Source organism: Agrobacterium sp. 22-210-1 (genome assembly GCF_053522525.1).
Genome location: NZ_JBNWCI010000004.1, coordinates 37,047 through 61,395, shown reverse-complemented (window position 1 = coordinate 61,395; position 24,349 = coordinate 37,047). Strand labels below are relative to the sequence as shown.

25 protein-coding genes are annotated in these 24,349 nt (G+C 57.1%); 18 read left to right on the top strand and 7 right to left on the bottom strand.

Features of this window, described 5'->3' with window-relative positions; genetic code table 11:
• Nucleotides 1–49: 49 nt before the first annotated feature.
• From mnmE to hemE, 4 genes are all read right to left on the bottom strand, one after another.
• Entirely contained in the window at nucleotides 50–1,378 is a 1,329-nt protein-coding gene (gene mnmE, locus ACQZ5F_RS22520; protein ID WP_448731089.1) for a tRNA uridine-5-carboxymethylaminomethyl(34) synthesis GTPase MnmE, read from the bottom strand.
• 88 nt (nucleotides 1,379–1,466) lie between these two features.
• Entirely contained in the window at nucleotides 1,467–2,732 is a 1,266-nt protein-coding gene (gene rho / locus ACQZ5F_RS22515) for a transcription termination factor Rho (RefSeq protein WP_004444236.1), read from the bottom strand.
• A gap of 186 nt (nucleotides 2,733–2,918) precedes the next feature.
• Entirely contained in the window at nucleotides 2,919–3,464 is a 546-nt protein-coding gene (gene hemJ / locus ACQZ5F_RS22510) for a protoporphyrinogen oxidase HemJ (RefSeq protein ID WP_225338990.1), read from the bottom strand.
• Nucleotides 3,461–4,495, bottom strand: coding sequence for a uroporphyrinogen decarboxylase (gene hemE, locus ACQZ5F_RS22505; protein WP_225338991.1), 1,035 nt, complete (start codon nucleotides 4,493–4,495; stop codon nucleotides 3,461–3,463). Before hemE ends, hemJ begins: the two co-directional genes overlap by 4 nt.
• A 408-nt stretch (nucleotides 4,496–4,903) precedes the next feature.
• Between hemE and ACQZ5F_RS22500 the strand changes: the two genes are divergently transcribed.
• From ACQZ5F_RS22500 to dnaQ, 5 genes are read left to right on the top strand one after another with little or no spacing between them, the layout of a single operon-like run.
• Nucleotides 4,904–5,725 (top strand): pyruvate, water dikinase regulatory protein, encoded by an 822-nt coding sequence (locus ACQZ5F_RS22500; RefSeq protein WP_046799702.1) that lies wholly within the window; start codon nucleotides 4,904–4,906, stop codon nucleotides 5,723–5,725.
• A 31-nt stretch (nucleotides 5,726–5,756) separates the two neighbouring features.
• A complete protein-coding gene (locus ACQZ5F_RS22495) occupies nucleotides 5,757–6,356 on the top strand; it encodes a Maf-like protein (RefSeq protein WP_052818643.1) in 600 nt (199 codons plus the stop codon).
• On the top strand, nucleotides 6,349–7,209 hold the full coding sequence (locus ACQZ5F_RS22490; protein WP_225338992.1) for a shikimate dehydrogenase: 861 nt from the start codon (nucleotides 6,349–6,351) through the stop codon (nucleotides 7,207–7,209). The genes ACQZ5F_RS22495 and ACQZ5F_RS22490 overlap by 8 nt, the downstream gene beginning before the upstream one ends.
• Nucleotides 7,209–7,814 (top strand): dephospho-CoA kinase, encoded by a 606-nt coding sequence (gene coaE / locus ACQZ5F_RS22485; protein WP_225338993.1) that lies wholly within the window; start codon nucleotides 7,209–7,211, stop codon nucleotides 7,812–7,814. Before ACQZ5F_RS22490 ends, coaE begins: the two co-directional genes overlap by 1 nt.
• Nucleotides 7,807–8,505 (top strand): DNA polymerase III subunit epsilon, encoded by a 699-nt coding sequence (gene dnaQ / locus ACQZ5F_RS22480; RefSeq protein WP_046799706.1) that lies wholly within the window; start codon nucleotides 7,807–7,809, stop codon nucleotides 8,503–8,505. Before coaE ends, dnaQ begins: the two co-directional genes overlap by 8 nt.
• Before the next feature lie 108 nt (nucleotides 8,506–8,613).
• Here the strand turns inward: dnaQ and secB are convergent, their stop codons facing one another.
• Both secB and ACQZ5F_RS22470 read right to left on the bottom strand, forming a co-directional pair.
• Nucleotides 8,614–9,096, bottom strand: a complete 483-nt coding sequence (gene secB, locus ACQZ5F_RS22475; RefSeq protein ID WP_046799707.1) for a protein-export chaperone SecB — start codon at nucleotides 9,094–9,096, stop codon at nucleotides 8,614–8,616.
• Nucleotides 9,097–9,198: 102 nt separating this feature from the next.
• Entirely contained in the window at nucleotides 9,199–9,759 is a 561-nt protein-coding gene (locus tag ACQZ5F_RS22470) for an FxsA family protein (RefSeq protein ID WP_046799708.1), read from the bottom strand.
• Nucleotides 9,760–9,913: 154 nt separating this feature from the next.
• Between ACQZ5F_RS22470 and ACQZ5F_RS22465 the strand changes: the two genes are divergently transcribed.
• The 5 genes from ACQZ5F_RS22465 (at nucleotide 9,914) to gyrB (ending at nucleotide 15,242) form a co-directional block, all read left to right on the top strand.
• Nucleotides 9,914–10,612, top strand: coding sequence for a Tim44/TimA family putative adaptor protein (locus ACQZ5F_RS22465; RefSeq protein ID WP_046799709.1), 699 nt, complete (start codon nucleotides 9,914–9,916; stop codon nucleotides 10,610–10,612).
• The gene (gene mltA / locus ACQZ5F_RS22460) at nucleotides 10,609–11,721 is read left to right on the top strand and encodes a murein transglycosylase A (RefSeq protein WP_225338994.1); all 1,113 of its coding nucleotides are present in this window, start codon (nucleotides 10,609–10,611) and stop codon (nucleotides 11,719–11,721) included. Before ACQZ5F_RS22465 ends, mltA begins: the two co-directional genes overlap by 4 nt.
• The gene (locus ACQZ5F_RS22455; RefSeq protein ID WP_046799711.1) at nucleotides 11,718–12,287 is read left to right on the top strand and encodes a Smr/MutS family protein; all 570 of its coding nucleotides are present in this window, start codon (nucleotides 11,718–11,720) and stop codon (nucleotides 12,285–12,287) included. Before mltA ends, ACQZ5F_RS22455 begins: the two co-directional genes overlap by 4 nt.
• Nucleotides 12,284–12,649: a helix-turn-helix domain-containing protein gene (locus tag ACQZ5F_RS22450; protein ID WP_046799712.1), complete on the top strand. Its 366-nt coding sequence runs from the start codon at nucleotides 12,284–12,286 to the stop codon at nucleotides 12,647–12,649. The genes ACQZ5F_RS22455 and ACQZ5F_RS22450 overlap by 4 nt, the downstream gene beginning before the upstream one ends.
• Before the next feature lie 157 nt (nucleotides 12,650–12,806).
• Nucleotides 12,807–15,242 (top strand): DNA topoisomerase (ATP-hydrolyzing) subunit B, encoded by a 2,436-nt coding sequence (gene gyrB, locus ACQZ5F_RS22445; RefSeq protein ID WP_225338995.1) that lies wholly within the window; start codon nucleotides 12,807–12,809, stop codon nucleotides 15,240–15,242.
• 103 nt (nucleotides 15,243–15,345) lie between these two features.
• On the opposite strand, the gene ACQZ5F_RS22440 is transcribed toward gyrB, so the two are convergent.
• Nucleotides 15,346–15,948 carry a nitroreductase family protein gene (locus ACQZ5F_RS22440; protein WP_052818636.1) on the bottom strand — a complete coding sequence of 201 codons (603 nt, stop codon included), beginning with the start codon at nucleotides 15,946–15,948 and terminating at the stop codon, nucleotides 15,346–15,348.
• Nucleotides 15,949–16,076: 128 nt separating this feature from the next.
• On the opposite strand from ACQZ5F_RS22440, the gene ACQZ5F_RS22435 reads away from it, so the two are divergent.
• The 8 genes from ACQZ5F_RS22435 (at nucleotide 16,077) to ACQZ5F_RS22400 (ending at nucleotide 24,329) form a co-directional block, all read left to right on the top strand.
• Nucleotides 16,077–16,919, top strand: a complete 843-nt coding sequence (locus ACQZ5F_RS22435) for a fumarylacetoacetate hydrolase family protein (protein WP_046799715.1) — start codon at nucleotides 16,077–16,079, stop codon at nucleotides 16,917–16,919.
• Between the two features lie 126 nt (nucleotides 16,920–17,045).
• Nucleotides 17,046–18,278: a polyhydroxyalkanoate depolymerase gene (locus ACQZ5F_RS22430; RefSeq protein WP_225338996.1), complete on the top strand. Its 1,233-nt coding sequence runs from the start codon at nucleotides 17,046–17,048 to the stop codon at nucleotides 18,276–18,278.
• 68 nt (nucleotides 18,279–18,346) lie between these two features.
• On the top strand, nucleotides 18,347–19,114 hold the full coding sequence (locus tag ACQZ5F_RS22425) for a M48 family metallopeptidase (RefSeq protein ID WP_052818635.1): 768 nt from the start codon (nucleotides 18,347–18,349) through the stop codon (nucleotides 19,112–19,114).
• Between the two features lie 99 nt (nucleotides 19,115–19,213).
• Nucleotides 19,214–19,876: a phosphoribosylanthranilate isomerase gene (locus ACQZ5F_RS22420; protein WP_225338997.1), complete on the top strand. Its 663-nt coding sequence runs from the start codon at nucleotides 19,214–19,216 to the stop codon at nucleotides 19,874–19,876.
• Between the two features lies 1 nt (nucleotide 19,877).
• The gene (gene trpB / locus ACQZ5F_RS22415; protein WP_046799719.1) at nucleotides 19,878–21,098 is read left to right on the top strand and encodes a tryptophan synthase subunit beta; all 1,221 of its coding nucleotides are present in this window, start codon (nucleotides 19,878–19,880) and stop codon (nucleotides 21,096–21,098) included.
• A 4-nt stretch (nucleotides 21,099–21,102) separates the two neighbouring features.
• Nucleotides 21,103–21,942 (top strand): tryptophan synthase subunit alpha, encoded by an 840-nt coding sequence (gene trpA / locus ACQZ5F_RS22410; RefSeq protein WP_046799768.1) that lies wholly within the window; start codon nucleotides 21,103–21,105, stop codon nucleotides 21,940–21,942.
• A 26-nt stretch (nucleotides 21,943–21,968) separates the two neighbouring features.
• Nucleotides 21,969–22,865: an acetyl-CoA carboxylase, carboxyltransferase subunit beta gene (accD, locus tag ACQZ5F_RS22405; protein ID WP_046799720.1), complete on the top strand. Its 897-nt coding sequence runs from the start codon at nucleotides 21,969–21,971 to the stop codon at nucleotides 22,863–22,865.
• 84 nt (nucleotides 22,866–22,949) lie between these two features.
• Entirely contained in the window at nucleotides 22,950–24,329 is a 1,380-nt protein-coding gene (locus tag ACQZ5F_RS22400; RefSeq protein ID WP_225338998.1) for a bifunctional folylpolyglutamate synthase/dihydrofolate synthase, read from the top strand.
• Nucleotides 24,330–24,349 lie beyond the last annotated feature (20 nt).

The window sequence follows — 24,349 nt, the reverse complement described above, 5'->3', positions numbered from 1 at the left end:
ATCCTAAATCATCCACATAGCCACCACGGTAGCCAATGTTTCACGTGAATCATTTTCCTATGCAGAATTCCGAGAAGATTACGCCCAGCAAATCTTCCACATCAACTCGGCCGGTAATGCGCCCAAGCGATGTCGCCGCGAGCCGTAAATATTCTGACCTTATCGCAAGGTCCATGGCTTCGGAATCCAGCGCATCACTAACATAGTTCAGCGTCTCTTCAAGTCGTTTTTTATGGCGGGCGCGTGCAGGAACCAGTGTCTGGCCGCCACCAACGCGGTTCTTGATCTCCTGGGTGATCACTAATCGCAATTCGTCCAGACCGTGTCCCTCTTTGGCAGAGATAGAAAGGTCGAAGGGGGTTTCTAGAAAATCTGAAGAAAGAGCCGACTTCGTACGGAGATGGAGGCGACGCGTATTGCTGAATGAAAGAGAGGATTGTTTCGGAAACGAATCGTTATCCTGAAGTAACAGAATGAGATCCGCATTCTCGGCTGTCAATTTCGCACGTCGAACACCCTCCTGTTCGACAACATCCTCAGTCTCCCTGATACCCGCCGTATCAAATATCCGGACAAGATAGCCATCCAGATTGATATCGACACTGAGAACGTCCCGCGTCGTGCCCGCTATATCGGTGACGATCGCAACATCACGGCCGCTTAGAGCATTAAGCAGGGTGGATTTCCCGACGTTAGGCTCGCCCACCAATGCGACCTTAAATCCATCACGGATGATTTCACCGCCAGCACCCTGGCGAAGATGATCGGCAATCTCCCCCCGCAGCTGCCACATCGCGTCCCACACCTGAGTTGCAACCGAATCCGGTACGTCGTCTTCATCGGCGAAGTCCAGCTCCGCTTCGATCAATGCGCGGGCCCGCGTTAATCGACCTGCCCAGCCATCATAGAGCGCGGAAAGCTTACCCGTGCTCTGCTCCACTGCCAGGCGCCGCTGCATTTCAGTTTCCGCCTGCAGCAAGTCGGCCAGTCCTTCGACTTCGAGAAGGTCCATCTTGCCGTTTTCGAAAGCTCGGCGAGAAAATTCACCGGCATCAGCAGGGCGAACCCTCTCAAGATTCTCCAGCTCGGCAAAAATCGAAGCCAGCACCGCCCGGCTACCATGGCTGTGTATCTCGACACAATCTTCACCCGTGAAGGAATTAGGCGCGGGAAAAAGGAGGATCAGTGCCTGATCGATAACTTCATCGTTTCGATTCCGAATCGAACTCAAAACAGCCCGCCTCGGTGACGGGGTTTCTCGACCTGTCAGCGTCGTTAGAGCCAGAAATGCTCGCGGACCACTGATCCTGATCACGGCAACGCCCGCCGGCAGAGCACCGCTTGAAAGCGCATAGATCGTATCGGCGGAAGCAGGCATCACTCACCTCGGTTCAAAACAGTCAAGCCGCATCCGAATGAACGGACGCGGCTTCAAGGTCTTCAGATGAATCCGGCTAAACTCCGGATCAGGTATTCATGGATTCGAAGAAATCGGAATTATTCTTGGTCTGCTTCAACTTGTCGATCAGGAACTCGATGGCATCCATCGTTCCCATCGGCGCGAGAATACGACGAAGAACAAAGATCTTCTGCAGGTCCTGACGCGGCACCAGCAGGTCTTCCTTACGGGTACCGGATTTGAGAATATCCAGCGCCGGGAAGATACGCTTGTCGGCAACCTTGCGGTCAAGCACGATTTCCGAGTTGCCTGTGCCCTTGAACTCTTCGAAGATCACTTCATCCATACGGCTACCCGTATCGATAAGCGCCGTTGCGATGATCGTCAGCGAACCGCCTTCTTCGATGTTACGCGCAGCGCCAAAGAAGCGCTTCGGGCGCTGCAGGGCGTTGGCATCCACACCACCGGTCAGAACCTTGCCGGAGGAAGGAACAACCGTGTTATAGGCGCGGCCGAGACGCGTAATGGAATCGAGCAGGATCACAACGTCACGACCATGTTCGACAAGACGCTTCGCCTTTTCGATGACCATTTCAGCCACCTGGACGTGACGGACAGCCGGTTCGTCGAAGGTGGAGGAAACAACCTCGCCCTTGACCGAGCGCTGCATATCGGTGACTTCTTCCGGACGTTCATCGATCAGAAGAACGATCAGATAACATTCCGGATGGTTTGCCGTGATCGAGTGAGCGATGTTCTGCAGCAGAACCGTTTTACCGGTACGCGGCGGTGCGACGATCAAACCACGCTGGCCCTTGCCGAGTGGTGCTACCAGATCGATCACGCGAGACGACAGATCCTTCGATGTCGGAACATCCAGTTCCATCTTGAAGCGCTCATTCGGGTAGAGCGGCGTCAGATTGTCGAAGTGAACCTTGTGACGGATCTTTTCAGGATCGTCGAAATTGATCGTGTTCACCTTGAGAAGCGCGAAATAACGTTCGCCTTCCTTCGGACCACGGATCGGTCCCTCAACAGTGTCACCGGTCTTCAAGGAGAAGCGGCGGATTTGCGAGGGGGAAATATAAATATCGTCCGGACCGGGCAAGTAGTTTGCGTTTGCGGATCGCAGGAACCCGAAACCATCCTGCAGGACTTCAACGACACCTTCGCCGATGATTTCGATGTCCTGGCTCGCGAGAACCTTGAGGATTGCGAACATAAGCTCCTGCTTGCGCATGGTGCTCGCATTTTCAACTTCCAGGGATTCGGCAAAAGTCAGCAAGTCGGTAGGCGATTTGCTCTTAAGTTCCTGAAGCTTCATTTCAGCCATGAAGGGAAGACCGTCTAATAATGTAATGTCGGGGGAGGGCGTGTTCGCGAATCAGATGCTGTGGGAAATGCCGCAGAGGACTGAATAATTCACATGCCACGAAGATGAGTGGCCTGAAAATAGCGACTGAATACGGCCGCTGCAAGAGGAAAGCACGAATTCCGCGAAATTTATCGTCAAAGCCCCTTAACCAAAGGGTTTCACAACCACAAGTATGACAATGAGGATCATCAGCACGGTTGGAACCTCGTTCATCAACCGCCAGTGACGGGCAGGTCGGGTGTTTTCATCCTTGGCGAAACGTTTGGCGCTGCGGGTGAAATAAACATGAGTGGCTGTCAGAAGCACGACCAGCGCGATTTTCGCGTGCAGCCAGCCGCCGGAAAAACCGTAAACCGACCATCCCAGATAGAGCCCCAATATCCAGCTTATCATCATTGCCGGGTTCATGATCACCTTGATCAACCGCTGCTCCATCACCTTGAAGGTTTCGGATTGCTGCGAACCGGCGGGCGCATCGGTATGATAGATGAAAAGCCGCGGCAGATAAAAAATCGCCGCCATCCAGGAGATCACTGCGATGATATGCAGCGCCTTGATCCAGAGATAGAGATCGGCCGGATCGGCGTAAAACAACAGGGCAACAAAACCCGCAAAAACACCGAGTGCTATACCAGCCCGCAAGGCTGCCCTGTTTCCGGAACGGGGAGAGGTCTGTTTCTCCCCGCTCATGCCCCGGCTCCGCCAGCCCGCACACGCTGCACCAGTCTGGTAACGTTCTCCGGGTCGGCTTGCGGGGTGATGCCATGGCCCAGATTGAAGATCAGCGGCCCCTGTCCAAGCACCTGCAGCACCGCATCGATGCCTTCCTGCAAAGCCCTGCCGCCCGCCACCATCAGCATCGGGTCCAGATTGCCCTGCACAGGGCCTTCCTTCTGCAAGTCCCGGGCGAAGGTCAGCGGCACCGACCAGTCGAGCCCGATGGCGTCTGCACCCGTTTTCCGGCGATAATCCTTGAGCAGATAACCGGCACCCTTGGCGAAGGCGATGATCCTTGCTGAGGGACGACGAGCACGCACCGATGCGATGATGCGGGCAACCGGTTTTACCGCATATTCCTCAAATTCCTTTTCACCGAGCACGCCGGCCCAGGAATCGAAAATCTGCACCGCATCAGCACCGGCATCGATCTGCGCCACCAGATAATCGGCGGAAACATCGGCAAGAAAAGCCAAGAGCTTTTCCATCGCCGCAGGTTCCTGATACCCGAACAGCCGCGCTGGCGCCTGATCCGGCGTTCCATGGCCGGCAATCATATAGGTCGCAACTGTCCAGGGCGCACCGCAGAAGCCCAGAAGCGTCGTTTCATCCGGCAGCGTCTTGCGCAGACGCGAAACGGTTTCGAAAACGGGCGCAAGATGCGCCATCACATCAGTCGGATCCAGCTTCTCGATGCCGCTTACATCGATCGGATCCATGGCCGGACCCTTTCCTTCACTGAAGGATACGTTGCGATGAAGCGCGTCAGGTATCACCAGAATATCGGAAAATAGAATCGCGGCATCCAGCCCGAACCGGCGGATGGGCTGAAGGGTCACTTCAGTTGCCAGCTCGGGATTATAACAGAGATCAAGGAAACTTCCGGCGCTCTTTCGCGTTTCCCTGTACTCCGGAAGATAGCGTCCGGCCTGGCGCATCAGCCATATGGGTGGCGGTGTGACCGTCTGCCCGTTCAACACCATCATTACCTTGCGTTCGCTCATGGCACCCAACTTCTAAAAAATAAAATCAAAGAGATTTAAAAGATTTTCTATTTCTTAGAGTCTGTGGGTAGCAAGGATTAAAATCATTCCAGTCGAAATGCCGCAGCCGCAGGGTTTGATGGGCATTAGCGGATATTGTTCCACGCAGCATCGCATGCTAAATGGGAAAACAGATATTTTTAAAGTAATTTCAGCAATTTAGATTGAATTTCGAGAGCACCTCATCTGTGGATAATTTGGGGAAAAGTTTGAACAGTTTTGCGTTCTTCCAATAATTCACAGGCACGCCGGGGATGATTGCAGCCACTTGCGGATTGTGGAAAAACACCACCTTATTCACGTAGCGGCTCGGCCCTCAGGACAATTTTGAAGTTTGTCCCGGTTTATCAACAGCGGGAGAAAAACAGCGTGGAGAACAAAAAAAGTTTCTTCCATCTGCACCTGATTTCGGACTCAACGGGAGAGACTCTGATGTCGGCGGGTCGTGCCGTCTCGGCCCAGTTCCATGCCTCCATGCCGGTGGAACATGTTTATCCAATGATCAGGAACCAGAAACAGCTTGGACAGGTCGTTGATCTGATCGACAAGGAACCGGGCATCGTTCTTTATACCATCGTGGACCAGCAGCTGGCCGAGTTCCTGGATCTGCGCTGCCATGCGATCGGCGTTCCTTGCGTTAATGTCCTTGAACCGATCATCGGCATTTTCCAGACCTATCTCGGTGCCCCATCAAGAAGGCGGGTGGGTGCGCAGCATGCATTGAACGCCGATTATTTTGCGCGGATTGAGGCGTTGAATTTCGCCATGGACCACGATGACGGGCAAATGCCGGAAACCTATGACGAGGCCGATATCGTCATCATCGGCATCAGCCGCACGTCAAAAACCCCAACCAGCATCTATCTCGCCAACCGGGGAATAAAGACCGCCAACATCCCGGTCGTTCCCAATGTGCCATTGCCCGATAGCCTCTATGCCGCCACCCGCCCACTGATAGTCGGTCTTGTCGCAACGTCAGACCGAATATCGCAGGTGCGCGAAAACCGGGAACTCGGCGTGACGGGCGGATTTGACAGCGGCCGTTACACGGATCGTGCCACCATCATGGAAGAGCTGAAATATGCCCGTGCGCTCTGCGCCAGAAACAACTGGCCGCTGATCGATGTCACACGCCGCTCCATTGAGGAAACGGCGGCTGCCATCCTTGCCCTTCGCCAAAGGACACGATAATCCGAATCTCACCATTCGGAGCAGACAGTCGATGAAACAAGAGTTGATCCTCGCCTCGTCCAGTGCATCCCGCCAGATGCTGATGCGCAATGCGGGGCTGACATTTTCTGCAATACCCGCGGATATTGATGAGCGTGCGCTTGATGAGCAGCTTGAACGAGACGGCGCGAGCCCGGAAGAGGTGGCGCTGGAACTGGCAAAGGCAAAGGCCCTTGCAGTCAGCAAGCTGCATCCGGCGGCGCTGGTTCTTGGATGCGACCAGACCATGGCACTCGGCACGCGTGTCTACCACAAGCCGAAAACCATGGCGGAGGCCGAAGCGCATCTGCTGTCATTGTCCGGCCAGGTTCATCGTCTGAACAGTGCCGCTGTTCTCGTTCATGCCGGTGAGGTGATATGGCAGACGGTTTCCAGTGCGGAACTTGCCGTGCGGATTTTGAGCGCCGAATTTGTCTCCCGTCATTTGCAGCGGGTGGGTGACAGAGCGCTGACCAGCGTCGGTGCCTATCAGCTCGAAGGGGAGGGAATCCAGCTATTCACCTCTATCGAGGGGGATTATTTCACGATACTCGGCCTGCCGCTGCTGCCACTTTTATCGAAACTGCGCGACATGGATGTCATCGATGGCTGATTCACGTGAAACATTAACCATAAACGCCTTCGTCGCGGGTTACCCGATCAAGCATTCGCGCTCACCGATCATCCATTCCTACTGGCTAAAGAAATTCGGCATTGCCGGGTCTTATACGGCTGTGGAAGTTTCTCCGAAAGATTTTCCGAATTTCATTGCCACACTTAAGGAAGCCAAACCGGGTACGGCGGTTGGCGGCAACGTCACCATACCGCACAAGGAAGCGGCATATAGCTTAGCAGACAGCCCCGATGCTCTGGCGGAAGAACTGGGTGCGGCCAACACCATCTGGGTGGAAGAAGGTAAGCTCCATGCCACCAATACGGACGGTTATGGTTTCGTCGCCAATCTCGATGAGCGTCATCCCGGCTGGGACAAAATCGACAGGGCGGTGGTTTTGGGAGCCGGCGGTGCAAGCCGGGCGGTCATTCAGTCCCTGCGCGATCGGGGTATTGCGGAAATCCACGTTCTGAATCGTACGGTTGAGCGCGCTCGGGAACTGGCCGACCGTTTTGGCCCTCGGGTTTTTTCGCACCCCCAGGCGGCACTTCATGAAGTTATGCGGGGTGCCGGGCTTTTCGTGAACACCACATCGCTCGGCATGGACGGCACCGAAGCGCCTGAATTCGATTTTTCGCCACTCGCCTCCAATGCCGTCGTGACCGATATCGTCTATGTACCGTTGCAAACACCGATCCTGAAGATGGCGGAGGCGCAGAGCATAAAAACGGTGGATGGGCTCGGTATGTTGCTTCATCAGGCGAAGCCCGGTTTCCAACGATGGTTCGGCGAAATGCCGGAAGTCGATGAAACTCTCCGTTCCCTGATCATAGCGGACATGGAGAAACATTGATGAACGTCATCGGTCTTACCGGCTCGATTGGTATGGGGAAAACGACGACGGCGCGGCTGTTTGCCGAAGAAGGCGTTCCGGTTCTGGATTCGGACGAGGTCGTGCACGCGCTTTATCGTGGACAAGCGGTTCCGCTGATTGAAGCGGCCTTTCCCGGCACCACCATTTCCGGTGCGGTGGACCGGCAGAAACTTGGCGAAGTTCTGCGAGGGAATCCGGCTAATTTCAGCCGGCTCGAAGCGATTGTCCACCCGCTTGTCCGCGAAAGGCAGGAAGCCTTTCTGGCGGAGGCGAGGGAAGATGGTCGCCAGTTCGCTCTTCTCGATATTCCCCTGCTGTTTGAAACCGGGGCGGAGAAGCGTGTCGATAAAATAGTAGTGGTGAGCTGCGCGCCGGAGATACAACGGCAGCGGGTTTTGGCCCGGCCAGGCATGACCCAAGAGAAATTCGAAATGATACTTGCGCGCCAGACGCCGGACGCCGAAAAGCGTCAGCGCGCCGATTTTGTTATCGATAGCGGAAATGGTGTCGAAGCGGCGCGGGATCAGGTAAGAGGAATATTGCAGAGATTGGCCGATACCGGTCACGGAGAGAATAATGCGTGAGATCATTTTCGATACGGAAACCACCGGTCTTGAATCGAAGTCCGACCGTGTGATCGAAATCGGCGGCATTGAACTGATCAACCATTTTCCGACCGGCCGGACGCTGCATCTCTATATCAGCCCGGAAGACCGCAAGGTTCACCCGGACGCGCTTGCGGTTCACGGCATCACCGACGACTTCCTGAAAGACAAGCCAAAATTCGCCGAAGTCGTCGATCAGATTCGCGATTTTTTCGAGGGTGCCCGCTGGGTGGCGCATAATGCGACATTCGATATGGGTTTCATCAATGCGGAATTTGCCCGTCTCGGCATTGAGCCTGTCGCAGCCGATCTGGTGACGGACACGCTTTCGCTCGCTCGTCGCAAGAACCCGATGGGACCTAATTCCCTGGATGCACTTTGCCGGCGTTACGGCATCGACAATTCCCACCGCACCAAGCACGGCGCGCTTCTCGACTCCGAATTGCTTGCAGAAGTTTATATCGAAATGATCGGCGGGCGTCAGACGGCCCTCGGTTTCGGCTCCGCCGCCAAGCAGGAAGCAGTGATCATCGAGGACGATGTGCCATTTGAGCCGCTACAGAGGCCGAGGGCATTGGCGCCGCGGCTGGATACGGAGACGGTTGCGGCCCATGGCAAGCTCGTTCTCGGCATGGGGGACAAGGCGATCTGGAACCGTTACCAGAATTGAGGTCTGCTCAGAGCCGGAAAATAGCAAATGCCGGGAACGAAAAATGAAGGCAAAGAAAAACCCGGGCGAAGAACCCGGGTTTTGTTTTTTTAGAAAGCTCTAAAGGCTTCAGTTCGGTACGGCCTGGACCTTGGCTCTGGCCTGCTCTTCGGCAACGCGCTGGGCGAACATCTGAGCGAAATCGATTGGGTCGATCATCAGCGGCGGGAAACCACCGTTGCGGGTAACGTCCGCAATGATCTGGCGGGCGAAGGGGAACAGCAAACGGGGGCATTCGATGAACAACACCGGCAGCATGTGCTCCTGCGGGAAACCAGCGATGCGGAACACGCCGCCATAAACCAGCTCGGCCGCGAACAGGACCTTGTCGCCATCCTTGGCTTCCGCGTTCAGCGACAGAACAACGTCGAAATCCGAACCGGAGATCGGGTTTGCGTTGACGTTGACATTGATGTTGATCGCCGGCGCATTGTCACGAGCCTGGAGCGAACGAGGTGCGCCCGGATTTTCAAAGGAAAGATCCTTGATGTACTGGGTAAGAATGTTGAGGGAAGGACTAACTGCGCCCTGTGCACCATTTTCAGCGGTCATTACGTTTCCTCGCGGCGTGAATTCGTGGATGGCGGTCTATCATTTCGACCGGAGCCTTACAACCCTTCGTGATCGGGGCCCTACATCGGTTCTGAGGGGCGATCAGGGCTTGGGCAGATCGCGATCATCCGGCTTGTGCGACCATGGAGAGTCCTTCTGTTCCTCACGGTGAAAGTCGTCCTCATCCAGATCGACAACCTTCGAACTGCCCGCATGTCCCGGACCATTGCGAAACCCGGAATAGTCTCCCTGCTGTGGACCGGCCTGATGGCCTGATTGCTGGCCGGGTTGGCGGAAGGAACCCGCCACGACGACACGTGGTCCGAATGCCTTCCAGAAAAAACGCCGTACAGTGGTCGACAGAAGCAGAAGGCCGAGGATGTCAGTGATGAAGCCGGGGATGATCAGCAGTATCCCGGCAACCACCCGCATCGCGCCATTGACCAACTCGTCGGCCGGCTGGGCGCCGGTGCGTCCCGCATCCTGAAGATTTCTCACCATGCCGATGCCGCCGAGGCGCAGGATGAGCAATCCGAGAAACGACGTGAAGAGAACGAGCGCCAAGGTGAGCCAGAGGCCTATGGCTTTGCCGACAATGATGAAACCGGCGATTTCGAGAATGGGCATCATCAGGATGACAATGGGGAGAAAGGAAAAACGCATCTTCTAGCCTTGCGTGTGCATCTCTGGCAGATTGCTTGTTTCCGGAACATCGATGCCGGGACACCAATGATTGAATCTGCACATTTGAATGATGATAAGATGCAGACTATATGATGGTGTGGTTTTCGAATTTAAATGGCGGTTTTGGTAAAAGATGGGCTTTAGCGACTTTATCACATTGTTTTTTCTCGTTGCGGCGGTGCTGATATTCCTTCAGTTGCGCAGTGTTCTCGGCCGCCGGACGGGCAATGAGAAACCGCCATTCGATCCCTATAGCCCGCGCGATGTCGCCAAAGGCCCCGTCACGGACGATAACAAGGTCGTGACCCTGCCGAAACGCGGTGAGGCCGAGGATGAAAATCCCTTTGCCGAGGCGGATGCTCTGGCGCCTGTGGATTCTTCCCTGAATGCGTCCCTGCGTGAGGTGATGACCAAGGACCCGACGTTCCGGCCCAAGGAATTCCTGAATGGTGCTCGCATGGCCTATGAAATGATTGTCATGGGTTTTGCCGATGGCGACCGAAATACCCTCAAGAATCTCTTGTCGAAAGAGGTCTTCGAAGGCTTTGAGGCGGCGATCTCCGAACGTGAAAGCCGCGGCGAAGTCGTTAAATCCACTTTCGTGGGTATCGAGAAAGCCGACATCACCCAGGCCGGCATTCGCGATTCCGAGGTGCAGATCACGCTGAGGATCGTCAGCCAGCTGATTTCGGCAACCTATGACAAGGACGGCAAGCTGGTGGATGGCGACCCGGACGCGGTTGCGGAAGTGGACGATATCTGGACCTTCTCGCGTGACATGCGCTCGCGCGATCCGAACTGGAAGCTGATCGCCACCGAATCCGAGCAATGACCGCGTCCTTTTCGATCGAGGAAGTTTCTTTCCAAAACCTGCCCGGCTGGCGGGAAGACGATCCGGGCAAGCTTTTTCCGGTGATGCGGACGGTTCTGTCGCATCTCCGGAATGCAAAGCCTTATAGGAGCGGTGCGCTGGGGCTGACCGCCGCTGAACTGGTTTCTCTTCTGGAAATGGCCGATGAGGAGGATGGGGTTAGTCCGGAACAGGCCCGCCGCTTCTTCGAGACAAATTGTGTACCCTTTAAAATTTCTCCAACTGGAGGAAAAAGCGGTTTTGTAACCGCCTTCTATGAACCCGAGCTGGAAGTATCATCCGTTCGTGATGATGTCTGGTGCCACCCTATCTATCGCAGACCGCCGGAGCTGGTGGATATAGACGACGACAATCGTCCCACCGGTTTCGATAAGTCCTATGCTTTCGGAAAAGCGGAAGAGGACGGTATTTCCTATTTTCCCGATCGGCGGGTGATCGAGGAGGGGTATCTGGCGGGCAGGGGTCTTGAGATCGCTTGGGCGAAATCGAAGGTCGATCTGTTTTTCGTCCACGTTCAGGGTGCGGCCCGTTTGGTATTTCCGGATGGCACAATAAAACGCATGACTTATGCGGCCAAGGCCGGGCATCCGTTTTCGCCGATCGGCCGACTGCTTCTGGATCGCGGAGAGCTCGATCCGAAGACGATCTCGATGCAGACGATCCGCAAGTGGCTTGCCGATCACCCGGATGAGGTCGATGAGATACTGTGGCACAACCGCTCCTTCATTTTTTTCCGCGAGGCGGATGTCGTCGATCAGGACATGGGGCCAATTGCCGCCGCCAAGGTGCCGCTGGTTGCCGGGCGGGCGCTTGCCGTGGACAGGCTGATCCATACTTTCGGTTTTCCCTTTTTTATCCATGCGCCGAACCTGACGCATCTGGATGATGGAAAACCCTTTGCCCGGCTGATGCTGGCGCTCGATACGGGTTCGGCTATCGTCGGCCCGGCGCGGGGCGATATTTTCACCGGCTCCGGTTTCGAGGCAGGAGAGCTTGCCGGCACGGTGCGCAATGAGGCCGATTTTTATATACTGATGCCGCGCAGTGCTGCGGAAAGGTATCGGCGATGAAAGGCAGCAGAAAGCTTGGCAAGGAAGAACGCATTCTGTGGGGCAAGGTCGCAAGAACCGCGCGGCCTATCTCCGGCAGGCTGGAGGATTTGCTGGCTTTCGACGACATAGAAGAGGCTCCGATGGAGCCCATTGTCCCGCAAACCGGCAACAGCCTTTTTCCGCGCATGCTTGCGGAACCGGTCGATGTGTCGCCGGCAACGTTGGACAAGAAGCCGAAAATTCATCAGCCGATGGAAAAGCCGGTCAAACGCAAACTAACCCGTGGCCGGTTGCCTCTGGAAGGGCGTATCGATCTGCACGGCATGTTTCAGAGTGAAGCCCATGCGGTGCTCTTGGATTTTCTGTTGCGCGCGCATGAACGGGGTCTCAGGCACGTGCTCGTCATCACCGGCAAGGGGCGCTCGATCGGCAGCGACGGTGCGCTGAAAAGAGCGGTGCCCATGTGGTTTTCCAAACCGGAATATCGCCACCTGATTTCGTCCTATGAGGACGCATCCGCCAATCACGGCGGCGACGGCGCACTCTATGTGCGGCTGGCGCGCCGGCGGGGCGAAAAATCATGACACCGTTTGCTGAGGCCGTACGGCAGCTTCGCGAACGCAAGGGCGTGACGCAAAAGCAGATGGCTGCGGCAATCGGTGTTTCGCCCGCCTATCTCTCGGCGCTTGAGCATGGCAAGCGCGGTAAGCCGAGCTTCGATCTCCTCCAGCGCATCGCCGGATATTTCAACATCATCTGGGACGAGGCGGAGGAATTGTTCTTTCTGGCCGGTTCGTCCGACCCCAAGGTGGTGATCGATACGGTCGGTCTTGCGCCGCAATATACGGCTTTCGCCAATCGCCTGGCGCGGGATATTCGCAAGCTGTCGCCGAGTGTGATAGAGGAACTGTCAGCGGTGCTGCAAAAAAGCCGTTCTTGCGATTGAAACCCCCTCTATCCCCTGCTTTATGCAGCATCCTGAAGCATGCGGCCTTTGGGATTGGGTGTAGAATTTCTATAGTCGCATGTCGGATTTGAGTGATTCGCTGGCTTCAGGCCTTCTCACTGGAAAACCTGGCCAGGAAACTTTGGAAAGAGTACTTATGACCGAAACATCGTCAAGCGAAGTCGGCGTTAACACGGAATACGGAGCCGATTCGATCAAGGTCCTCAAGGGTCTTGATGCCGTGCGCAAGCGGCCCGGCATGTATATCGGCGATACCGACGACGGTTCGGGCCTGCACCACATGGTCTACGAAGTGGTCGACAACGCCATCGACGAGGCGCTCGCGGGCCATGCCGATCTGGTGACGGTGACGCTGAACGCCGACGGGTCGGTGACGGTGACGGATAACGGCCGCGGCATTCCGACCGATATCCACTCTTCCGAAGGCGTTTCCGCCGCTGAAGTCATCATGACCCAGCTGCATGCGGGCGGTAAATTCGACCAGAACTCCTACAAGGTATCGGGTGGTCTGCATGGCGTGGGCGTCTCGGTGGTCAATGCGCTGTCCGTCTGGCTGAAGCTCAGAATCCGCCGTAACGGCAAGCTGCACGAAATCGGCTTCACCCATGGCGTCGCCGATGCACCGCTCGCGGTGATTGGCGAATATGAAGGCCGCTCCGGCACGGAAGTTACCTTCCTTGCAAGCCCCGAAACCTTCACCATGACGGACTATGATTACGGCACGCTGGAGCACCGTCTGCGCGAACTGGCGTTCTTGAACTCCGGTGTTCGCATTCTGCTCACCGACAAGCGCCACTCGGACGTCAAGCAGCAGGAATTGCTGTATGACGGCGGACTTGAGGCCTTCGTCCGTTATCTGGACCGCGCCAAGAAACCGCTGGTGGATAAGCCTGTTGCCATTCATGGCGAGAAGGATGGCATCACCGTCGAGGTCGCACTGTGGTGGAACGACAGCTACCACGAGAATGTGCTCTGCTTCACCAACAACATTCCCCAGCGCGATGGCGGCACCCATATGGCCGGTTTCCGCGCGGCGCTCACCCGTCAGGTCACCTCCTATGCCGATACGTCAGGCATCATGAAAAGAGAAAAGGTAAGCTTGCAGGGCGAAGACTGCCGCGAAGGCCTGACGGCCATTCTCTCTGTCAAGGTTCCTGACCCCAAGTTCTCCTCGCAGACGAAGGACAAGCTTGTGTCGTCCGAAGTTCGTCCGGTCGTGGAAAGCCTCGTTAACGAAGCGCTCTCCACCTGGCTGGAAGAGCACCCTTCGGAAGCAAAAATCCTCGTCGGCAAGGTGGTGGAAGCGGCCGTCGCCCGTGAAGCCGCCCGCAAGGCGCGCGAACTGACGCGTCGCAAGGGCGCGCTCGATATTGCTTCTCTGCCCGGCAAACTTGCCGACTGCTCCGAGCGCGATCCGGCCAAATCCGAACTCTTCCTCGTTGAGGGCGACTCCGCCGGCGGTTCCGCCAAGCAGGGCCGCTCGCGTGAAACGCAGGCCATCCTGCCGCTTCGCGGTAAGATCCTCAACGTTGAGCGCGCCCGTTTCGACAAGATGTTGTCCAGCCAGGAAATCGGGACGCTGATTACCGCGCTCGGCACATCGATCGGCAAGGACGAATTCAACGCCGACAAGCTGCGTTACCACAAGATCATCATCATGACGGATGCTGACGTCGACGGCGCCCACATCCGTACCCTGCTGTTGACCTTCTTCTTCCGCCAGATGCCGGAACTGATCGAGCGCGGCCATCTCTATATCGCCCAGCCGCCGCTTTATAAGGTGACACGCGGCAAATCGGTGCAGTACCTCAAGGATGAGAAGGCGCTGGAAGAATACCTCATTTCCATGGGTCTTGAGGAAGCATCGCTGACCCTCGGCACCGGTGAGGTTCGCGTCGGCGCCGATCTTCGTGAAGTCATTCTCGATGCGCTGCGCATGCGTTCGCTGATCGATGGTCTGCATTCCCGCTACAGCCGTTCAATTGTCGAACAGGCTGCCATTGCCGGTGCGCTTAACCCGGAGCTTTCGGCCGATGCGGCCCGTGCTCAGGAAACCGTTGCCGAAGTGGCCCGCCGTCTGGACATGATTGCGGAAGAAACCGAACGCGGTTGGTCCGGCACGGTGCTGGAGGATGGCGGTCTGCGTTTCGAGCGCATGGTGCGCGGTGTCAAGGAGGTCTCGACGCTGGATATGGGACTGCTCGGTTCGGCCGATGCCCGCCATATCGATCAACTCACGGCCCGCACCCGGGAAATCTACGCCACGCCGCCGGTCCTGCAACGCAAGGATGGCACCCTGGAACTGGCAGGACCACGTGCGCTTCTGGATGCGATTTTCGCCGCCGGTCGCAAGGGTCTTTCCATGCAGCGTTATAAGGGGCTCGGCGAGATGAATGCCGAGCAGCTGTGGGAAACGACGCTCGACGCCAATGTCCGCTCGCTGCTGCAGGTAAAGGTCAACGATGCGACCGACGCCGACGGCCTGTTTGCCCGCCTGATGGGTGACGAGGTGGAACCGCGCCGCGACTTCATCCAGGAAAATGCGCTCAGCGTCGCCAACCTCGACATTTAATCCTGTGGAGCGTCTCGCGTAACGATTCACGTGAAACGATACTTTAACAAAAGGCCCGGCGATCGATAATCGCCGGGCCTTTTGTTCTCTGAATTGCCTGATATCAATCGGCCTTACCGGTGAAGCGCCCTTCGAAAGCCACCTCCGCAAGCGGCAGGCGCTTGCTCGGCACTTCCCTTTCCGCCAGATCGTCCGGAAGGACGGAACTGTCGGTTAGCGTACCGATGGCAATCCCGGCCTCCACCTTGTAGCCTTCAGGAATATCCAGCGCTTCAACGATCCTGTCCTTCAGGATGCCACCCATGCCGTGGGCATGATAACCGAGCAGATGCGCCTGCATCGCGAGTGAAAACCATGCAGCACCAGCATCGAAGGAATGGGTCGCTGAAGGTTTTTTCTCGCCTTCGCGGGAGATATTATAGTCCCGCGAAACGACGAACAGCAGCACCGAGGCATTTTTTGCCCAGCGCTGGTTTCCCTCCATCAGCAGTTCCACGAAGAGCGGCCAGTCTTCGCTGTCCTTATGGGCATAGACAAATCGCCATGGCTGCAGGTTGGATGCCGAGGGCGCCCAGTGGGCCGCATCCAGAATGGTCAGCAGGTGTTCCTGCGATATGGCGCTGCCATCAAAGGCGCGCGGAGACCAGCGGTCGAGGAAGAGGGGATCGACGGGATATTCAGATTGCCGGGAATTGCTGTTCGTCACGGGCCATGTCCTTTTGATTGACGGGAAGGAAAAGGTATTTTTCGAAACTTGGCGCAGTCAAGGGGTGACAAGGATGAATGCATCGTTCATATATGCATCATCTTGTCTGACAACCGGGAGAGAGTTCCATGAAATTGATGCGCGTTGGCCAGCCCGGCCAGGAAAAGCCTGCCATTCTCGACGCGGAAGGAAAAGTCCGCGATCTGTCCGCCCACGTGAAGGATATCGGCGGCGACGCCATCTCGCCCGAAGGCCTCAAGAAGATTGCCGCCATTGATCTCGGCACGCTTCCGGTTCTGAGCGAGGAGCGTATCGGCGCCTGCGTTGCGGGAACCGGGAAGTTCATCTGCATCGGCCTCAATTTCTCCGACCATGCTGCCGAGACAGGTGCGACCGTACCGCCGGAGCCTGTCATTTTCATGAAGGCGACCTCGGCCATCGTCGGTCCGAACGATGACGTCACCATTCCGCGCGGTTCCGAAAAGACCGACTGGGAAGTCGAACTTGGTGTCGTCATCGGCAAGACCGCCAAATATGTCTCGGAAGCGGATGCCCTCGACTACGTCGCCGGTTATTGCGTTTCCCACGATGTTTCCGAGCGCGCTTTCCAGACGGAGCGTGCCGGGCAGTGGACCAAGGGTAAGTCCTGCGACACCTTCGGCCCCATCGGCCCCTGGCTGGTGACGAAGGACGAAGTCGCGGATCCGCAGAACCTCGGCATGTGGCTGAAGGTGAATGGCCAGACCATGCAGGATGGCTCCAGCAAGACCATGGTTTACGGCGTCGCCCATGTGGTTTCCTATCTCAGCCAGTTCATGTCGCTGCATCCCGGCGACGTCATCTCCACTGGCACGCCCCCCGGCGTCGGCATGGGTCAGAAGCCGCCACGTTATCTGAAGGCTGGCGATGTCGTGGAACTCGGCATTGAAGCCCTCGGTTCCCAGAAGCAGACTTTCGTCGCCGACATCTGATTGCCGTCGGGCATTCAACTGAAATTGAGGCGTCGGCGGGAAACTGCCGGCGCCTTCGATTTTGTGCACATGCGAAAAGCTGCTATGGTCAAAAAAAGAGCTTGATCCGCGAGGGAGGCGTCATCAGTGTTCTACCATCTTTATGAAATGAACCATGCGGCCATGATGCCGCTGCGTGCCGGTGCCGATATGATGCGCCAGGCCTGCAACAATCCACTCAACCCGCTTTCCAGCACTGCCTTCGGGCGAAGCCTCGATGCCGGTTTCGAGGTGTTCGAGCGCCTGACCCGCCGTTACGTAAAGCCCGAATTTGGTCTTGGCAGCACGACTATTGATGGCCAGAGCGTCACTGTCGCGGAAGAGATCGTATGGTCGCGCCCGTTCTGCAATCTCGTTCATTTCAGAAGAGAACTCGATGCGGCCCGCCAGTCCGATCAGATGGTGCTGCTGGTTGCGCCGATGTCCGGTCACTATGCCACCCTGCTGCGCGGGACGGTAGAGGCCCTGTTGCCCTCAGCGGATATCTACATCACCGATTGGACCGATGCCCGCACGGTGCCCGTGAGTGAGGGGACTTTCGATCTCGACGATTACATCAGCTATGTCATTGAGATGTTGCGGCAGATTGGTCCGGGCGCGCATGTAGTCGCCGTGTGTCAGCCATCCGTGCCGGTTCTGGCCGCCGTTTCCCTGATGGAAGCGGATGAAGATCGTTTCGCGCCGGCATCCATGACGCTGATGGGCGGGCCAATCGATACGCGCATCAATCCCACCGCCGTCAATGGTCTCGCCAAGGCCAAGCCGATTGAATGGTTCCGCGACAACGTCGTCATGCAGGTGCCGTGGCCGCAGCCGGCCTTTGGCAGAAATGTCTATCCCGGCTTCCTGCAACTGTCCGGTTTCATGTCCATGAACCTCGACAAGCACATGACGGCGCACAAGGATTTTTACCTCAACCTCGTCAAGAATGATGGCGATTCCGCCGAAAAACACCGCGAATTTTACGATGAATATCTGGCCGTCATGGATTTGACGGCGGAGTTCTATCTGCAGACGGTGGAAACGGTCTTCATCGAACATGCGCTTCCAAAGGGAAGTATGGTTCACCGGGGCAGGGCGGTCGATCCTGCCGCAATTCGCAATGTCGCATTGTTCACTGTGGAAGGTGAAAATGACGATATCTCCGGCGTCGGCCAGACAAAGGCCGCCCATGATTTTTGCCGGAACATCCCAGATGAAAAACGCGCGCACTACATGCAACCCGATGTCGGCCACTACGGCGTGTTCAACGGTTCGCGGTTCCGCAAGGAAATCGTGCCACGCATGCTGGATTTCATCCGCAAACACCAGACCGCATAGGGTAAGACGGCAGGCGGTGACGCGCATTTGCATGGCCAAACCGGCGGCGAATCGGCTATGAACAGCGCATGTTTTCGCTCTTCGGAAAATCCGTGAAATCGCCAGCGGCCAAAAAGGCCGCACCCAGCCAGCGCACTGTTGCGGTGGCGGGCAGACAGGTGCCGATCACGGTAAGGGAAAACCCGCGCGCCACCCGCATTACCCTGCGTATTGAACCCGGTGGCCGGGCACTGAAGCTGACGATCCCGATGGGACTTCACCACGGCCAGGTTGATGATTTTCTCGAAAGGCATCAAGGCTGGCTGGAAGGCAAGCTTCTGAAATTCAACCCGGATGACGGTCTGCGTCCCGGCGCGACCATCGATATTCGCGGCATACCCCACCGCATAGACCATACCGGCAGCCTGCGCGGCTTGACCCATTTTTCTAAAGACGCGGACGGCGCGGCCATTCTGAAAGTCAGCGGCGCGCCGGAACATCTGAGACGGCGGATCGCAACTTTCCTCAAAAAAGAAGCAAAGGCCGATCTGGAAAGACTGGTTGCGGTTCATGCGCGTGCGGCCGGCCGGCCGGTGCGTTCCATCAGCATGAAGGATACCCGCAGCCGCTGGGGCTCCTGTTCCCATGATGGCAACCTGAGTTTCTCCTGGCGCATTGTCATGGCTCCGGAAAAGGTCATCGATTATCTCGCCGCCCATGAGGTCGCGCATCTCAGGGAAATGAACCACGGCCCGAAATTCTGGGCTCTATGTGAAAAGCTTTGCCCGCATACGGAAGAAGCCAAGGGTTGGCTGAAACGCCATGGCTCTAAACTCCACGCCATCGATTTCGATTGAAACCGGAGACGCGGATCGCCATCTGGATTCACGTGAAACATTCCATAGACGAATGCGATTTGGCTCGACTCTCGTCGCATTTCATGTCAGGTCGCGGGTATGAAACCGGATATCAAGATTTGCGGATTGAAGACACCGGAAGCGCTGGAGCGCGCCGTCAGGCGCGGTGCGTCCCATGTCGGTTTTATCTTCTTTGAAAAAAGCCCGCGCAACATCGAGCCCGATATCGCTGCCAGGCTGGCGGACGACGTCCGTGGCGCCGCCAAGGTTGTTGCCGTCACCGTCAATGCTGATAATGATTATCTCGATGAGATCGTCGATCTCGTAAAACCGGATATCCTGCAATTACACGGCAGCGAAAGCCCGGAGCGACTGCTGAATATCAAGGCGCTATATGGCCTGCCTGTCATGAAGGCCATTTCCATTCGTGATGCCGCTGATCTTGCCAAAATCGACCCTTATATCGGCATCGCCGACCGTTTCCTGCTGGATGCCAAGGCGCCTGCCGGCTCTAACCTGCCGGGCGGCAACGGTGTTTCCTTCGACTGGACCATCCTTCGCTCTCTTGACGGAAGTGTGGATTACATGCTTTCCGGAGGGCTGAACAAGGACAATGTCGCTGAAGCTCTGGCGGAGACCAGGGCGAGCGGATTAGATTTATCGTCCGGTGTCGAAAGCGCACCGGGCGTCAAGGATCTGGCCATGATCGACGCATTTTTTGATGTGGTGAATGATTGGTCGAAAGGCCCAAAGGGAGCTTGAAGTGAACGACGCGCCAACACCCAATTCTTTCCGCGCTGGTCCCGATGAGGACGGCCGTTTCGGCATTTACGGAGGTCGCTTCGTTGCCGAAACGCTGATGCCGCTCATTCTGGATTTGCAGGCGGAATGGGACAAGGCTAAGGACGATCCCGAATTTCAGGCGCAACTGAAATATCTCGGCGCTCATTACACCGGTCGTCCGAGCCCGCTTTATTTCGCGGAGCGCCTGACCGCGGAACTCGGCGGCGCGAAGATTTATTTCAAGCGCGAAGAACTGAACCACACCGGCTCGCATAAGATCAACAATTGCCTCGGCCAGATCCTGCTTGCCAAGCGCATGGGCAAGACCCGCATCATCGCCGAAACCGGTGCCGGTCAGCACGGGGTTGCCTCAGCCACCGTTGCCGCACGTTTCGGCCTGCCTTGCGTCGTTTACATGGGCGCGACCGATGTTGCCCGTCAGGCCCCGAACGTGTTCCGCATGAAGCTCCTCGGTGCCGAAGTGAAGCCGGTGACGGCTGGCCACGGCACCCTGAAGGACGCCATGAACGAGGCGCTACGCGACTGGGTCACCAATGTCGACGATACATACTATCTGATCGGCACCGCCGCCGGCCCGCATCCCTATCCGGAAATGGTCCGTGATTTCCAGGCTGTCATCGGCGAGGAAGCCAAGGCACAGATGCTGGAGGCGGAAGGCCGCTTGCCGGATCTGGTCGTGGCGGCTGTCGGCGGCGGCTCGAATGCCATCGGCATTTTCCACCCGTTCCTCGATGACAAGAATGTCCGCATCGTCGGCGTCGAAGCGGGTGGCAAGGGCCTTTCGGGCGACGAGCACTGCGCTTCCATCACCGCCGGGTCGCCCGGTGTTCTGCACGGCAACCGCACCTATCTGCTTCAGGACGAGGACGGCCAGATCAAGGAAGGCCACTCCATTTCCGCCGGTCTCGATTATCCCGGCATCGGCCCTGAACATTCCTGGCTGAATGATATTGGCCGTGTCGAATATGTGCCGATCATGGACCATGAAGCGCTGGACGCCTTCCAGATGCTGACCCGCCTTGAAGGCATCATTCCGGCACTGGAGCCGAGCCACGCATTGGCTGAGGTCATCAAGCGCGCGCCGAAGATGGGCAAGGATGAGATCATCCTGATGAACCTGTCCGGTCGCGGCGACAAGGATGTCCACACCGTCAGCAAGTTCCTTGGAATGGATGTATAAGACCATGACCGCACGTATGGACAAGCGCTTCGCCGATCTGCGCGCTGAAAATCGCCCGGCCCTGATCACCTATTTCATGGGTGGTGACCCGGATTTCGCAACCTCGCTCGGCATCATGAAGGCGCTGCCGGAGGCAGGAGCCGACATTATCGAGCTTGGCATGCCGTTTTCCGATCCCATGGCGGACGGCCCGGCAATCCAGCTGGCCGGACAACGTGCACTCAAAGGCGGCCAGACGCTGAAAACCACGCTCGATCTCGCCCGCGAATTCCGCAGGCAAGACGATGCGACCCCGATCGTTATGATGGGATATTACAATCCGATCTATATTTACGGCGTCGACAGGTTTCTGGAAGATGCGCTGGCAGCCGGCGTCGATGGTCTGATCGTGGTCGATTTGCCGCCGGAAATGGATGACGAGCTTTGCGTTCCGGCTCTTGAGCGGGGTGTGAATTTCATCCGTCTCGCCACGCCGACGACGGATGGCAAGCGTCTGCCTGCCGTTCTTAAAAATACCTCAGGTTTCGTTTATTATGTCTCGATGAACGGTATTACCGGTTCCGCGCTGCCCGATCCCTCGTTGATCTCGGGCGCGGTCGGTCGTATCAAGGCGCATACGGAACTGCCGGTTTGTGTCGGTTTTGGTGTCAAGACGGCCGATCATGCGAAAGCGATCGGTGCTGTGGCGGATGGTGTGGTGGTCGGTTCGGCCATCGTCAACCAGATTGCCGGCAGCCTGACCAAGGACGGGCAGGCGACCGCAGATACCGTGCCGGCCGTCACGACGCTGGTAAAGGGACTTTCAACGGGCGTGCGTGCGTCGCGCCTTGCCGCTGCGGAATAAGCGCGGCTCAGTCAAGGAGTAATTGATTGAACTGGATCACCAATTACGTTCGGCCCCGGATCAATTCCATGCTTGGCCGCCGTCCGGAGGTTCCGGAGAACCTGTGGATCAAGTGCCCGGAAACGGGCGAGATGGTCTTCCACAAGGATCTCGAGGATAACAAGTGGGTTATCCCGGCCTCGGGTTATCACATGAAGATGCCGGCAAAGGCGCGTCTCGTCGATCTTTTCGATGGCGGTGTCTATGAGGCTCTGCCGCAGCCGAAGGTGGCGCAGGACCCATTGAAGTTCCGCGATTCCAAGAAATACACCGATCGCCTGCGTGACAGCCGCACGAAGACCGAGCAGGAAGATACGATCCTTGCCGGCGTCGGCCTCCTGAAAGGCCTGAAGATCGTTGCCGTCGTGCATGAATTCCAGTTCATGGGGGGCTCTCTGGGCATTGCTGCCGGCGAAGCCATCGTCAAGGCATTCGAGCGCGCCATTTCCGAGCGTTGCCCGCTCGTCATGTTCCCGGCCTCCGGTGGGGCCCGCATGCAGGAAGGCATTCTTTCGTTGATGCAGCTGCCGCGTACGACCGTTGCAGTGAATATGCTGAAAGAAGCCGGCATGCCCTACATCGTGGTTCTGACGAACCCGACGACCGGTGGTGTGACCGCTTCCTATGCCATGCTGGGCGATGTTCATATCGCCGAGCCGGGTGCGGAAATCTGCTTCGCCGGCAAGCGTGTGATCGAGCAGACCATTCGCGAAAAGCTGCCGGAAGGTTTCCAGACATCGGAATATCTTCTGGAGCACGGCATGGTCGACATGGTGATCGACCGTCGCGAAATCCCGGATACGCTGGCCAATCTGCTTAAGATCATGACCAAGGCGCCTGCTGACAACGCAAACGCTGTCGTACCGCTGGCCGCTTCGGCCTGAGCAAAAATATGTCGCCCGAAGGCCTGAATGGCCTTCGGGATGATGCTATACGTTGCATGATTTCATCTTTGGTGCGGCGGACAAATGGCAAGCAAAACGCCTGAAAGGCGAACAGAAGACATGACGAAGCCCGCGATCAGTGAGGCCGAGAAGATCATTGAAGAGCTGATGCAGCTCCACCCCAAGGGGTTCGATCTTTCACTCGACAGAATTTCCCGTCTTCTCGAAAAACTCGGAAATCCCCAGAAGAGGATGCCGCCCGTTATTCATGTGGCAGGCACGAACGGCAAGGGTTCGGTCACGGCCTTTTGTCGTGCTTTACTGGAGGCCGCAGGTCTTTCCGTCCACGTCCATACCTCTCCGCATCTCGTGAACTGGCATGAACGGTATCGCATCGGCGTTACCGGCAATAAGGGCCAGTATGTCGAGGACGAGGTCTTTGCGGATGCGCTGCGCCGTATTGAAGCTGCCAATGGCGGCCAGATGATAACGGTTTTCGAAATTCTGACCGCCGCAATGTTCGTACTCTTTGCGGAACAGCCCGCTGATGCCGCCGTTGTCGAGGTTGGTCTGGGCGGCCGCTTTGATGCGACCAATGTAATCAACAATCCTGCCGTGTCGGTCATCATGCCGATCTCGCTGGACCACCAGGCCTATCTCGGTGACCGCGTGGAGCTAATCGCCGCCGAAAAGGCCGGGATCATGAAGTCGGGTTCCCCCGTCGTCATCGGCCATCAGGAATATGATGCGGCTCTGGAAACGCTCGTCGCCACGGCGGAGCGGCTCGGCTGCCCGGTGGCAGTCTACGGGCAGGATTTTTCCGCCCATGAAGAATTCGGCCGCATGGTCTATCAGGATGAATACGGCCTGACCGATGCGCCGCTGCCGCGGCTTCCCGGCCGCCACCAGCTTGCCAATGCCGCCGCCGCGATCCGTGCCGTCAAGGCCGCCGGTTTTGAGGTAACGGAGCGGATGATCGAAAAGGCCATGACGTCAGTGGAGTGGCCCGGCCGTCTTCAGCGCATCCTGACCGGCAAAATCGCTGAAATGGCTCCGAAGGATTCGGAAATCTGGGTCGATGGCGGTCACAACCCCGGTGCGGGCGAAGTCATTGCCGAGGCGATGGCGGGGTTCGAGGAGAAGACACCACGGCCGCTGTTCATCATCGCCGGTATGATCAATACCAAGGATCCGGTGGGCTATTTCAAGGCTTTCGCCGATATTGCCGAATATGTCTTCACCGTGCCGATCGGCGGCACGGATGCGGCGATTGATCCTGTCGTGCTCGCCCATGCGGCCTTTGATGCCGGGCTGGTCGCGGCACCGACCTCGTCTCTTACCGAGGCGCTGGATGAGCTTTCCCGCCGCTTCGATCCGGAAGGGCCACCGCCGCGCATCCTGATCGGCGGATCGCTTTATCTTGCCGGAAATGCGCTTGCATTGAACGGCACGGTTCCCCAATAAAAAAGCCCGGCAGTGATGCC